General features: G+C 71.7%; 9 protein-coding genes. 7 read left to right on the forward strand and 2 right to left on the reverse strand.

Going from position 1 to position 13,565, the window contains the following annotated elements; translation table 11 throughout:
* The first annotated feature begins 5 nt into the window (after positions 1–5).
* The 7 genes from metK to ACQP0T_RS13250 all read left to right on the forward strand — a co-directional run bounded on the left by metK (position 6) and on the right by ACQP0T_RS13250 (position 10,378).
* Positions 6–1,208, forward strand: coding sequence for a methionine adenosyltransferase (gene metK / locus ACQP0T_RS13220; protein WP_433873359.1), 1,203 nt, complete (start codon positions 6–8; stop codon positions 1,206–1,208).
* Positions 1,209–1,343: 135 nt separating this feature from the next.
* Entirely contained in the window at positions 1,344–2,318 is a 975-nt protein-coding gene (locus ACQP0T_RS13225) for a carbohydrate kinase family protein (protein WP_345366617.1), read from the forward strand.
* A gap of 24 nt (positions 2,319–2,342) precedes the next feature.
* Positions 2,343–5,909: a methionine synthase gene (metH, locus tag ACQP0T_RS13230; RefSeq protein ID WP_433873361.1), complete on the forward strand. Its 3,567-nt coding sequence runs from the start codon at positions 2,343–2,345 to the stop codon at positions 5,907–5,909.
* Between the two features lie 85 nt (positions 5,910–5,994).
* On the forward strand, positions 5,995–7,452 hold the full coding sequence (gene ahcY / locus ACQP0T_RS13235; RefSeq protein ID WP_345366613.1) for an adenosylhomocysteinase: 1,458 nt from the start codon (positions 5,995–5,997) through the stop codon (positions 7,450–7,452).
* A 295-nt stretch (positions 7,453–7,747) separates the two neighbouring features.
* A complete protein-coding gene (locus ACQP0T_RS13240) occupies positions 7,748–8,629 on the forward strand; it encodes a mycobacterial-type methylenetetrahydrofolate reductase (protein ID WP_433873363.1) in 882 nt (293 codons plus the stop codon).
* Positions 8,630–8,747: 118 nt separating this feature from the next.
* Positions 8,748–8,945 (forward strand): carboxylesterase family protein, encoded by a 198-nt coding sequence (locus ACQP0T_RS13245; protein WP_433873364.1) that lies wholly within the window; start codon positions 8,748–8,750, stop codon positions 8,943–8,945.
* A gap of 32 nt (positions 8,946–8,977) precedes the next feature.
* Positions 8,978–10,378, forward strand: coding sequence for an FAD-binding oxidoreductase (locus ACQP0T_RS13250; RefSeq protein ID WP_433873365.1), 1,401 nt, complete (start codon positions 8,978–8,980; stop codon positions 10,376–10,378).
* 27 nt (positions 10,379–10,405) lie between these two features.
* Here ACQP0T_RS13250 and ACQP0T_RS13255 read toward each other — a convergent pair whose 3' ends face one another.
* Both ACQP0T_RS13255 and ACQP0T_RS13260 read right to left on the reverse strand, forming a co-directional pair.
* Positions 10,406–12,565, reverse strand: coding sequence for a thiamine pyrophosphate-dependent enzyme (locus ACQP0T_RS13255; protein WP_433873366.1), 2,160 nt, complete (start codon positions 12,563–12,565; stop codon positions 10,406–10,408).
* 40 nt (positions 12,566–12,605) lie between these two features.
* Entirely contained in the window at positions 12,606–13,523 is a 918-nt protein-coding gene (locus ACQP0T_RS13260; RefSeq protein ID WP_433873368.1) for a LysR substrate-binding domain-containing protein, read from the reverse strand.
* Positions 13,524–13,565 lie beyond the last annotated feature (42 nt).

Genomic DNA, 13,565 nt, shown 5'->3' on the forward strand with positions numbered 1-13,565 from the left:
CAGTCGTGAGTGAGATCAACCGCAGGTTGTTCACCAGTGAATCGGTGACCGAAGGCCACCCGGACAAGATCTGCGACGCGATCAGCGACGCGGTGCTGGACGCGCTGTTGGCCCAGGACCCGCGGTCCCGCGTGGCGGTGGAGACCATGGTGACCACCGGTCAGGTGCACGTGGCCGGTGAGGTGACCACCGACGCCTACGCCGACATCCCGACGATCGTCCGGGAGAAGATCCTGGAGATCGGCTACGACTCCTCGGCGAAGGGCTTCGACGGGGCGTCCTGCGGCGTCAACATCGCGATCGGGTCGCAGTCCCCGGACATCGCGCAGGGCGTGGACACCGCGCACGAGTCGCGGGTCGAGGGCGTGATCGACGAGATCGCCAAGCAGGGCGCCGGTGACCAGGGCCTCATGTTCGGCTACGCCTGCACCGACACCGACGAGCTGATGCCGCTGCCGATCGCGCTGGCGCACCGCCTGTCGCGGCGGCTGACCCGGGTCCGCAAGGACGGCACGCTGCCGTACCTGCGCGCCGACGGCAAGACCCAGGTGACCATCGAGTACGCCGGGGACCAGCCGGTGCGGCTGGACACCGCCGTGCTGTCCACCCAGCACGCCGAGGAGATCGACCTCGACGCGACGCTGACCAAGGACATCCGGGAGAAGGTCATCGACCCGGAGATCCAGCGGGTCGGCCTGGAGACCTCCGACACCCGCATCCTGGTGAACCCGACGGGCCGGTTCGTGGTCGGGGGCCCGATGGGTGATGCGGGTCTGACGGGGCGGAAGATCATCGTGGACACCTACGGCGGGATGGCGCGGCACGGTGGTGGCGCGTTCTCCGGCAAGGACCCGTCGAAGGTGGACCGGTCGGCGGCGTACGCGATGCGCTGGGTGGCCAAGAACGCGGTGGCCGCGGGGCTGGCGGGCCGGATCGAGGTGCAGGTCGCGTACGCGATCGGCAAGGCGGCTCCGGTGGGCCTGTTCGTGGAGACCTTCGGGACCGAGAACGTGGACCCGGTCAAGATCCAGGCGGCGATCAACGAGGTCTTCGACCTGCGCCCGGCCGCGATCGTGCGGGACCTGGACCTGCTGCGGCCGATCTACGCGCAGACGGCGGCCTACGGCCACTTCGGCCGCGCCGACGTGGACCTGCCGTGGGAGCGCACCGACCGCGCCGACGCGCTCAAGAGCGCGGCGGGCATCTGACGGTCCGCACGGCCATCCACCGGACCGCGGGGCGTGGCGCGCCGCGCCCCGCGGTCCGATGTCGGAGATCCCGACGCCAAGATGAAGCCCCGAGGGCGGCTCCGGTGCGGAGCGCCCCGTGTGAAGGAGTGAGCAGTGCGGATTGCGGTGACCGGCTCGATCGCCACCGACCATCTGATGTCCTACCCCGGCAGGTTCGCGGAGCAGTTCGTCGCCGACCGCCTCGACCAGGTCTCGCTGTCGTTCCTGGTCGACGAGCTGGAGGTGCGCCGGGGCGGGATCGCGGCCAACATCACCTTCGGCCTCGGCCAGCTCGGGGTGACCTCGACGCTGGTCGGTTCGGTCGGTAGCGACTTCGACGAGTACCGGGCGTGGCTGGACCGCCACGGAGTCGACACCGGGTCGGTGCACGTCTCCGGCACCAAGCAGACCTCGCGGTTCGTGTGCACCACCGACGCCGACCAGAACCAGATCGCCTCGTTCTACGCCGGGGCGATGTCGGAGTCCCGGGAGATCGAGCTGCAGCCGATCGCCGAGCGCCTCGGCGGGCTGGACGTGGTGGTCATCTCGGCCAACGACCCCGAGGCGATGGTTCGCCACACCCAGGAGTGCCGGGACCGCGGCTACCGCTTCCTCGCCGACCCGGGCCAGCAGCTCGCCCGGATGGACGGCGAGTCGATCAAGTCCCTCGTCGGCGGCGCCGAGTTCCTGTTCACCAACGAGTACGAGCACGGCCTGCTGCTCAAGAGCACCGGGTGGACCCACGAGGAGGTCCTCCAGCGCGTCGGGAAGTGGTTCACCTCACTCGGCCCGAAGGGCGTGCGGGTCGAGGCGGCCGGAGAGCCCACACTGGTCGTGGAGCCGCCGAAGGAGAAGCAGAAAGGCGACCCGACGGGTGTCGGTGACGCGCTGCGCGCCGGCTTCCTGGCCGGGCTCTCCCACGATCTGGGAATCGAGCGGTCGCTGCAGCTCGGCTGCACGCTCGCGACGGTATCCCTGGAGACCGACGGTCCGCAGGAGTACGAGGTGGACCGGGAACCGTTCCTCGCCCGCTTCGCCGAGGCCTACGGCGATGCCGCGGTGGCTGAGGTCGGCCCGAAGCTTCGCTGAGACGGGGGAGAGGCAGACAGCGTCATGGCAGATCGGCAGAACGACCCCAGCGGTTTCCTCGCCGCGATCGACGAGCGGGTGCTCGTCGCGGACGGCGGGATGGGGACCGCGTTGCAGGCCTACGACCTCACGTTGGACGACTTCGCCAACCTGGAGGGCTGCAACGAGATCCTCAACGAGACCCGGCCCGACGTGGTCTCCGGCGTGTACCGGGGCTACCTGGAGGCCGGCTCGGACGCCATCGAGACCAACACCTTCGGGACCAACCTGGCCAACCTCGCCGAGTACGACATCGTCGACCGGATCCGGGACCTGGCCGAGAAGGGGACGGTGCTGGCGCGGCAGGCGGCCGACGAGTTCTCCACGCCGGACAAGCCGCGCTTCGTGCTGGGATCGATGGGGCCGGGCACCAAGCTGCCGACGCTCGGCCACGCCCCCTACACCGACCTGCGCGACGCCTACGTCGACCAGGTCCTGGGGATGCTCGACGGCGGCATCGACGTGGTCCTGGTGGAGACCTCGCAGGACCTGCTCCAGACCAAGGCCGCGATCGTGGCGGCCAAGCGGGCGATGGAGCAGGCGGGCCGGCGGCTCCCGATCATCGCCCAGGTCACCGTTGAGACCACCGGCACGATGCTGGTCGGCTCGGAGATCGGTGCCGCGCTGACCGCCCTGGAGCCCCTGGGCATCGACCTGATCGGGATGAACTGCGCGACCGGGCCCGCGGAGATGAGCGAGCACCTCCGGGTGCTGGCCCAGCACTCCACGATCCCGATCTCGGTGATGCCCAACGCCGGGCTCCCCGAGCTCGGCCCGAACGGCGCGGTGTACCCGTTGCAGCCCGCCGAGCTGGCCGAGGCGCTGGTCGGGTTCGTCCACGACTTCGGCGCCCGGCTGGTCGGCGGCTGCTGCGGGACCACCAACGACCACGTGCGCGCGGTGGCCGAGGCGGTCTCCGGGCTGACCCCGGCGGCGCGCACCCCGGAGGTCATCCCGGCGGTCTCGTCGATGTACCAGTCGGTGCCCTTCGAGCAGGACGCCTCGATCCTCAACGTCGGGGAGCGGACCAACACCAACGGTTCGAAGGCGTTCCGCGAGGCGATGCTCGACGGCCGCTACGAGGACTGCATCGAGATCGCCAAGGGCCAGACCCGCGAGGGCGCGCACATGCTCGACCTGTGCGTGGACTACGTGGGCCGCGACGGCGTGCAGGACATGCGGGAGCTGGCGGGCCGGCTCGCCACCGCCTCCACGCTGCCGGTGATGGTGGACTCCACCGAGGCCGACGTGATCCAAGCCGGGCTGGAGCACCTGGGTGGCCGGTGCGCGGTGAACTCGGTGAACTACGAGGACGGCGCCGGGCCGGACTCGCGGTTCCAGAAGGTGATGCGGCTGGTCTCCGAGCACGGCGCCTCCGTGGTCGGCCTGTGCATCGACGAGGAGGGCCAGGCCCGGACCAAGGACTGGAAGGTCCGGGTCGCCGAGCGGCTGATCGCCGACATCACCGGCAACTGGGGCCTCGCCGAGTCCGACATCATCATCGACTGCCTGGTGTTCCCGATCTCCACCGGTCAGGAGGAGGTCCGCAAGGACGCCATCGAGACGATCGAGGCGATCCGGGAGCTCAAGCGGCTTCACCCGGAGGTGCAGACCACCCTCGGCCTTTCCAACGTGTCGTTCGGGTTGAACCCCGCGGCGCGGCAGGTGCTCAACTCGGTGTTCCTCAACGAGTGCCGCGAGGCCGGGCTGGACACGGCGATCCTGAACGCGTCGAAGATCCTGCCGATGAGCAAGATCCCGGAAGAGCACCGCCAGGTGGCTCTGGACCTGGTCTACGACCGGCGCTCCGAGGGCTACGACCCGCTGCAGAAGCTGATGGAGCTCTTCGAGGGGCAGACGGCGAAGTCGTCGAGCGCCTCGCGGGCCGAGGAGCTGGCCCAGCTGCCGCTGTTCGAGCGGCTGGAGCGGCGGATCGTCGACGGTGAGCGCAACGGCTTGGAGGCCGACCTCGACGCGGCGATGGGCGAGAAGGAACCGCTGGCCATCGTCAACGAGAACCTGCTCGCCGGGATGAAGGTCGTCGGCGACCTGTTCGGCTCCGGGCAGATGCAGCTGCCGTTCGTGCTGCAGTCCGCCGAGGTGATGAAGGCCGCGGTGGCCCACCTGGAACCGCACATGGAGGCCGACGACTCCGGCGGCAAGGGCAAGCTGCTGCTGGCCACGGTCAAGGGCGACGTCCACGACATCGGCAAGAACCTGGTCGACATCATCGTGTCGAACAACGGCTACGACGTGGTCAACATCGGCATCAAGCAGCCGATCGGCGCGATCCTGGACGCTGCGCAGGAGCACCGGGTCGACGCGATCGGGATGTCGGGCCTGCTGGTGAAGTCGACGGTCATCATGAAGGAGAACCTGGAGGAGATGAACTCCAGGGGGCTGGCCGACCGCTACCCGGTGCTGCTGGGCGGCGCGGCGCTGACCCGCTCGTTCGTGGAGAACGACCTCGACGAGGTCTACCAGGGCGACGTCCGCTACGCGAAGGACGCGTTCGAGGGCCTGACCCTGATGGACAAGGTGATGGCGGTCAAGCGCGGTGAGGCCCCCGAGGCCGACGCCGCGGACGAGGCCAAGAAGGCCGAGCGCAAGGCCCGGCGGGAGCGCTCGATGCGCATCGCCGAGAAGCGCAAGGCCGAGCAGGGCCCGGAGCCGGGCTACGACGACACCACCCGCTCCGACGTCGACGCCGACGCCCCGGTGCCGACGCCGCCGTTCTGGGGCTCCAAGGTGGTCAAGGGCGTCGCGGTCGCCGACTACCTGGCCCTGCTCGACGAGCGCGCCACGTTCTTCGGCCAGTGGGGCCTGCGCGGGGCGAAGAAGGGCGAGGGGCCGTCCTACGAGGATCTGGTCGAGAGCGAGGGCCGCCCGCGGCTGCGGCACTGGATCGACGAGCTGTCCACCGCGGGCATCCTGCAGCACGCGGCGGTGGTCTACGGCTACTTCCCGTGCGTCACCGAGGGAAACCACCTGATCGTGCTGGACAAGGAGGAACCGGACGCGCAGGAGCGCTGCCGCTTCTTCTTCCCCAGGCAGAAGCGCGACCGCAGGCTGTGCCTGGCGGACTTCTTCCGCACCCGGGAGAAGGCCGAGCAGACCGGCCAGGTCGACGTGCTGCCGATGCAGCTGGTCACGATGGGCCAGCCGATCGCCGACTACGCCAACGAGCTGTTCGCCAAGAACGCCTACCGGGACTACCTGGAGGTGCACGGCATGGGCGTGCAGCTCACCGAGGCGCTGGCCGAGTACTGGCACCGCAGGGTGCGGCGCGAGCTGGCCTGGTCCAGCGGTGGCTCGGTCGCCGAGGAGGACCCCGCCGACGTCCGGGAGTTCTTCAAGCTCGGTTACCGGGGCGCCCGGTACTCGTTCGGGTACGGGGCCTGCCCGGAGATCGAGGACCGCGCCAAGATCGTGGAGCTGCTGGAGTCCGAGCGGATCGGGGTGGAGCTCTCCGAGGAGTTCCAGCTCCACCCGGAGCAGTCCACCGACGCCCTCGTGGCCCACCACCCCGAGGCCAAGTACTTCAACACGTGAGGCGGTGGGCGGTGCCCACCCCCCGCGACGCACCGACGCGAGCGGGCGAAGTCCGGAAACGAGACCGGGAACGAGAAAGGAAATCATGAGCGCGAAGCTGCAGAAGGTCAACGGCCTGGAGTTCGCCGTCAAGGACTTGGCGCTGGCCGAGGCCGGGCGGCACCAGATCCGGCTCGCCGAGCACGAGATGCCGGGGTTGATGGCGACCCGCGAGGAGTACGCGGCCGCCAAGCCGTTGAAGGGCGCGCGGATCGCGGGCTCGCTGCACATGACGGTGCAGACCGCCGTGCTGATCGAGACGCTGGTCGACCTCGGCGCCGAGGTGCGCTGGGTCTCCTGCAACATCTTCTCCACCCAGGACGAGGCCGCGGCCGCCGTCGTGGTCGGCCCGAAGGGCACCCCGGACAAGCCCGCGGGCGTTTCGGTGTTCGCCTGGAAGGGCGAGACCCTGGAGGACTACTGGTGGTGCACCGAGCAGCTCTTCCAGTTCGGCGACCAGGCCCCGAACATGATCCTCGACGACGGTGGCGACGCCACGCTGCTGGTGCACAAGGGCGTGGAGTTCGAGGCCGCCGGTGCGGTGCCGCAGCCCACCGACGAGGACCCCGACGAGTACAAGGTCATCCTGGAGACCCTGCGCAAGAGCCTGTCGGTCGACGGGCAGCGGTTCACCCGGATCGCCGGGGAGATCAAGGGCGTCACCGAGGAGACCACCACCGGCGTGCACCGGCTCTACGAGCTGGCCAAGACCGGTGACCTGCTGTTCCCGGCGATCAACGTCAACGACTCGGTGACCAAGTCGAAGTTCGACAACAAGTACGGCTGCCGGCACTCGCTGGTGGACGGCATCAACCGGGCCACCGACGTGCTCATCGGCGGCAAGGTCGCCGTGATCGCCGGCTACGGCGACGTCGGCAAGGGCTCGGCGGAGTCGCTGCGCGGCCAGGGCGCCCGGGTCATCGTCACCGAGGTCGACCCGATCTGCGCGCTGCAGGCGGCGATGGACGGCTACCAGGTGGCCACCATCGAGGACGTCATCGACCAGGCCGACATCTTCATCACCACGACCGGCAACTTCAACATCATCACCGCCGACCACATGGCGCGGATGAAGCACCAGGCCATCGTGGGCAACATCGGCCACTTCGACAACGAGATCGACATGGCCGGCCTGGAGAAGACCCCCGGCATCAAGAAGCAGGAGATCAAGCCGCAGGTCCACGAGTTCACCTTCGCGGACGGGCACTCGATCATCGTGCTGTCCGAGGGCCGGCTGCTCAACCTGGGCAACGCCACCGGGCACCCGAGCTTCGTGATGTCGAACTCCTTCACCAACCAGACGATCGCCCAGATCGAGCTGTTCACCAAGCCCGGTGAGTACGACAAGCAGGTCTACGTGCTGCCCAAGCACCTCGACGAGAAGGTCGCCCGGCTGCACCTGGACGCCCTGGGCGTCAAGCTCACCAAGCTGACCAAGGAGCAGGCCGAGTACATCGGCGTCGACGTCAACGGCCCGTACAAGCCCGAGCACTACCGCTACTGATCGGACCGGCTCCGGCCGGACCGGCCGAGGTGTCCTGCGGGCGGGGAACCCGCCCGCAGGACACCCCCGGAAGGGACCGGGCGGTGGCGCGGACGCCCCGCCACCGCCCGCCCGCCGCACCGCGGCGCGACGTCGAACCGCCCCGCGCGCCCTCGCGCCCGCGTTCCTCACCTCGCACCTCGCGGCGAGTAGATTCCTCATCCGTATGGTCCCCGTTCCCCGGAACGGGTTCGCAGGCACGCCTGGTCGAGCTCTGCGGTGACCGAAGTCGACAGAAGGAAGACCTGAGGCCGACATGAACACCATCGCACTCGAACTGGTACCGCCCGACGTCGACGGTGGCGTGCAGAGCGCAATGGCGGAAGGTCGCAAGATCGTCGAACTCAGCCGGGCGACCGGGCTGACCGGCCGCATCACGCACGCCATGATCCCCGGCATCATCCAGGAGGACGGCGACCGGCCGGTCGATTACCGCGAGAAGCTGGACACCATCGACTACTGGCGGGCGATCCGACCGGAGCTGGGCGGGATGCGCGGCCTGTGCACGCAGGTCACCGCCTTCCACGACGAGCAGCGGTTGGCCGAGCGGCTGCGGAACCTGCGCGACGAGGGCATGGACGGCATCGCGTTCGTCGGGGTCCCGCGCACGATGAGCGACGGGGACGGTCCCGGGGTCGCGCCCACCGACGCGCTGACGAAGTTCCAGGACCTGATCCCGCACCGGGGCTCGATCCTGATCCCCACCCGGGAGGGCGAGCAGGGCCGGTTCGGGTTCAAGTGCGAGCGCGGCGCCACCTACGGCATGACCCAGCTCCTGCACTCCGACGCGATCGTGGGCTTCCTGGAGGAGTTCGCCCGCACCACGCCGCACCGCCCGGAGATCCTGCTGTCCTTCGGGTTCATCCCGGGCGTGGAGAGCAAGAAGAAGCTCATCCAGTGGCTGATCCAGGACCCGGGCAACGCGGCGGTCGCCGCCGAGCAGCAGTTCGTGGCCGAGGTCGCCGAGCTGGACTTCGAGAAGCGCAAGCGCCACGTCGTCGATCTCTACAAGCGGGTCGTTGACGGCGTCCTCGACCTGGGCTTCCCGATCGGGGTCCACCTGGAGGCGCCGTACGGCTACAACGAGCCGGCGTTCGAGACCTTCGCCGCGATGCTCGAGCACTGGTCGCCGAACTGATCCACCGGGCGGGTGGGCGTCGCGGAGCAGCGCTGCTCCGCGACGCCCACCCGCCCGGGGCTCCGGCGATTCCGCCGATCCGGTGCGCCCGGGCCGCCCGGGGTGCTGTGCTCGGGGGGTGGAACCGATCGTGCGCACCCGCTCCGGCGCGCTGCGCTGGGTCCAGGAGGAGATCGCGGGCTTCGGCGGCGACCCGGGCTCCGTGCCCATCATGGGCGAGTCCGCGGGCGCGCTCGCCGGCCTCCCGGCGGATCTGGCGCGGCCGAGGCTGATCGGCACCGGGTCCGCGCGTCCGCGGCTCCGTTCGCGTGGTTAACGTGGGGGTGACGATCGGTCGAGGAGGACGACATGGCGGGTGGCACGGACGAGGTACTGGCGGCGCTGCGCGAGCGGGTTCCGGCCGGGGCGCTGCTCACCGACCCGGATTCCACCGGCCGCTACGCCCACGACGAGGCGGAGTGGGCGCCGTTCGGCAAACCGCTGGCCGTGGTGCGCCCGGACGGCACCGAGCAGGTCGCCGCCGTGGTGCGGGTCTGCGCCGAGCACGGCGTGCCGGTGGTGCCCCGCGGGGCGGGCACCGGGCTGTCCGGCGGGGCCAACGCCGTGGACGGCTGCGTCGTGCTGTCCTTCGAGGCGATGAACTCCGTGCTGGAGATCAACCCCAGGGAGCAGTTGGCGGTGGTGCAGCCCGGCGTGGTCAACGACGACCTGCGCGCCGCCTGCCGCGAGCACGGCGCCTGGTACCCGCCCGACCCGGCGAGCTCCCCGTGGTCGACGATCGGCGGCAACGTCGGCACCAACGCGGGCGGGGTGTGCTGCGTGAAGTACGGCGTCACCCGCGACTACGTGCTGGGCCTGGAGGCGGTGGTCGGCGACGGCGAGGTGGTGCGGCTGGGCAGGCGCACCGCCAAGGGCGTCGCGGGCTACGACCTGTGCGGGCTGTTCGTGGGCTCCGAGGGCACCCTCGGGGTGATCACCGAGATCACCGTCAAGCTGCTGCCCGGCCAGCGCGCCCCGGAGCGCACGGTGGTCGGCTACTTCGACTCGCTGGTCGAGGCCGGGGAAGCGGTCGCCGCCGTCGCCGCCGCGGGCATCGTGCCCTCCGCCCTGGAACTGCTCGACCGGCACTGCCTCGAGGCGGTGGACGCCTGGAAGAACATGGGCCTGAGCGCGGAGGCGAACGTGCTGCTGCTCGGCCGGTGCGACACCCCGGGAGCGGCCGGGGAGCAGGAGGTCGACGCGCTGCTGCGGTGCTTCGACCAGGCCGGGGCCACCTGGAGCGCCCGCTCCACCGACGAGCACGAGGCCGACGCGCTGTTCGCCGCGCGGCGGCTGGCCTACCCGGCGCTGGAGCGGCTCGGCCCGGTGCTCACCGAGGACGTCTGCGTGCCCCGGGCCGCGGTCCCCGGGATGCTCGCCCGGATCGAGGCGGCGGCACGGCGCCACGACACCCTGATCGCCAACATCGCGCACGCCGGGGACGGCAACCTGCACCCGCTGATCATCACCGAGCCCGGTGACGACGCGGCCCGGGAGCGGGCCCAGCGCGCGTTCGACGACATCGTCGCCGACGCCCTCGCCCTCGGCGGCACCGTCACCGGCGAGCACGGCGTCGGCCTGCTCAAGCGCGCGGGGCTGCACGCCGAGCTGGGGCCGGCTGTGGTCGGGATGCACCACGCGGTGAAGGACGCGCTGGACCCGCGCGGGATCTTCAACCCGGGCAAGGTCTTCGGCGACCCGGCGAGCTGACGGCCGGTCGGCTGGGGCACGCCGCGCTCAGCCGCCGGTCAGCTCCAGCGCCGCCTTCTCCACCGCCTCCTCGGACAGCAGCACGTGCTGGGCGGCGCCGCCCAGCGGGATGAAGCTGTCCGCGCTGGTGACCCGGGCGATCTGGCCGCGGAAGCCCCCGTCGACCAGTGCGGTGACCACGGGTTCGGACACGCCGCCGCTGCGCCGCGTCTCGTCCACCACCAGCACCGCGCCGGTCGCCTCCGCCGCGGCCAGCAGGTCGGCCACCGGCAGCGGCGCCAGCCAGCGCAGGTCCAGCACCCGGGCACCGATGCCGCGGTCCCGCAGCCGCCGCGCCACCCGCAGGCTCATCGGCACGCCGTTGCCGAAGCTGACCAGCGTCAGGTCGGTGCCGGTCCCGTGCTCCCGGGCCCGGCCGATCGGCACGTGGCCGGTGCCCGGCGCCGGGTAGGCCGCCAGCCAGCCGCCGTCGCCGGGCTCGTGCAGGTCCCGGGTGTGGTAGAGCGCGATGGGTTCCAGGAACGCGCAGACCCGGCCGTCCTCGGCGGCGGACGAGACGCAGGTGCGCAGCATCGCGGCGGCGTCGTCCGGCCGCGACGGCGAGGCGACGACCACGCCGGGCAGGTCGCGCAGCGCGGCCACGCTGTTGTCGTTGTGGAAGTGCCCGCCGAAGCCCTTCTGGTAGCCGTACCCGGCGATCCGCACCACCATCGGGTTGCGGTACCGGCCGTCGGAGAAGAAGCCCAGCGTGCTGGCCTCGCCGCGCAGCTGGTCGGCGGCGTTGTGCAGGTAGGCGAGGTACTGGATCTCCGGGACCGGGACGAACCCGGCGAGCCCGGTGCCCAGCGCGGTGCCGAGGACGCTCTGCTCGTCCAGCAGGGTGTCGAACACGCGGGTGCCGCCGAAGCGGGCGCGCAGCCCGCGGGTGACCCCGTAGACCCCGCCCTTGCGCGCGACGTCCTCGCCGAACACCAGCACCCGGGGGTCGCGGGCGAGTTCCTCGGCCAGCGACCGGTTGAGCGCCTGCGCCAGCGTCAGCGGCCCCTCGTCCTCCGGCAGCCGGTCGCCGAGGTCGCCGCGCGGTGCTCCGGCGCGGACCCGGACCGACTCCGGGCGGTCCTGGTGGATCGCGGCCATCACCTGCTCCGGGCCGGTCAGCTTGGGGCGGGTCAGAACCTCGGCGGTGGTCCGGGCGACCTCGGCGCGGATCCGCTCGTAGCGCTCGACCACCGCCGCCGGGGTCATCGCGCGGCGCGCCACCAGCGCCCGCGCGGTGCCCAGCAGCGGGTCGCGGGCGTAGTCGGCGGTGATCTCGGTGCGCGAGCGGTACCCGGATTCGACGTCGGAGCCGGCGTGCCCCATCAGCCGGACGGTGCGCAGGTGCAGCAGCGCCGGTCGCCGGGTGCGGCGCACCTCCCGCACCGCGCGCCGGGCGACCGCCAGGCACTCCTCCGGGTCCGCGCCGTCGGCGGTGTGGTGCGCCAGCCCGGCCCGGTCCCCGAAGGCGGTCTCGATCCAGCCCTTCGGGGTGCGCACGCTGATCCCGATCCCGTTGTCCTCGCAGACCAGCAGCAGCGGCATCGGCAACCCCTGGTAGGCGCAGTGCAGCGCCGAGTTGATCGCGCCGGTGGCCGTCGAGTGGTTCGCCGAGGCGTCGCCGAACCCGCACACCACGACCGCGTCCTGCGGCCACGGCGTGGTGCGGCCGAGCTTGGCGGCGCGCCCCAGGGCGAACGCCAGGCCGACCGCGCGGGGCAGGTGGGAGGCGATGGTGGAGGTCTGCGGGATGACGTGCAGCCCGGCGTTGCCGAACACCTTGTGCCGGCCCGCCGAGATGGGGTCCTCGGCCGAGGCGACGACGCCCAGCAGCACGTCGCGCAGCGGGTCCTGACCGGGCACCTGCTGGGCGCGGCGCAAGTAGAACCCGCCGGAGCGGTAGTGCAGCAGCGCCGGGTCGGTGGGGCGCAGCGCGGCGGCCACCGCCGCGTTGGACTCGTGGCCGGAGGAACCGATGCTGTAGTAGCCCTCGCCGCGGGCGCCGAGCTGGCGGGCCGCGAGGTCGAGGTGCCTGCTGCCGGCCTGCGCGTCGAACAGCGCGGTCAGCTCGCCGTCGTCCGGGTCCGCTCGGCCGGGCTCCAGCGCGGCGGCCGCGGTCAGGAAGTGCTCGTCCACCGGGTTGTCGGTCATCGGGCTCCTTTCGGGAGGCGCGGAGCCACCGCGCCGGGCCTCAGCGCGGGTCGTCCCAGTCGTCGGCCACCGAGGCGCAGGATTCGGCCAGGCATTCCAGCGCGATCGGCAGCAGCGGATTGGTGTTCTGCTTGCGGTGGAGCGTCTTGACCCGCCGGTGCGGTCGCCGTCCCGCGATGCGCGCGATCCGCACCCGCTCGTCGGGCAGCGCGAGCCCGGGCAGCACGGCGACGCCCAGGCCGCGGGCGACCAGGGTGCGGATGACCGAGTAGTCGTTGCTGCGGAAGATGATCCGCGGCACGAACCCGGCCTCGGCCGCCAGCCGCACCAGCGACCGGGCGCCCGCGGTGTCGGCGCGGGTGCAGATCCACGGGTCGCCGGTGAGGTCGCGCAGATCGACCTCGCTCGCCCCGGCCAGCCGGTGCTGCCGGGGCAGCGCGATCCGCAGCGGCTCGGCCAGCAGCTCCTCCGCGCACAGCTCCAGCGGCCACTGCCGCGGGTCGAGGTCGTACTCGAAGACCACCGCGGCGTCCACCACGCCGTCGAGGACCGGGTCGAGCACCTCGTCCGGCTCCGCCTCGTCGAGCTGCACCTCCGCCTTCGGCCGCTGGGCCACCACGGTGGCCAGCACCTCCGGCAGCAGCCGGGCGTTGGCGGTGGCGAAGCTGGCCAGCCGCAGGCTGCCCTCGTCACCGGCGACCATCGCCCGGATCTCGCGTTCCAGCGCGTCGAGGGCGCCCAGGGCGTCCCGGCTGCGGAGGGCGAGCCGGGAGGCCAGCGCGGTGCTGCGGGCGCTGCGCGCGGAGCGCTCGAACAGCGGCGCTCCCACCGCCCGTTCGAGCAGCACCATCTGCTGCGACACCGCCGAGGACGTGTAGCCCAGGACCCGGCCCGCTTCGGCGAACGAGCCGGTGCGCACGCATTCCTGCAAGGTCCTGAGGTGGATCGGGTTGAGCACGGGGTCCTCCGGTTCGACGAGCGGCGCCGACCGCTCGGGGTG

It is taken from the genome of Saccharopolyspora sp. CA-218241 (genome assembly GCF_050954615.1).
Taxonomy (GTDB): Bacteria; Actinomycetota; Actinomycetes; order Mycobacteriales; family Pseudonocardiaceae; genus Saccharopolyspora; species Saccharopolyspora cebuensis.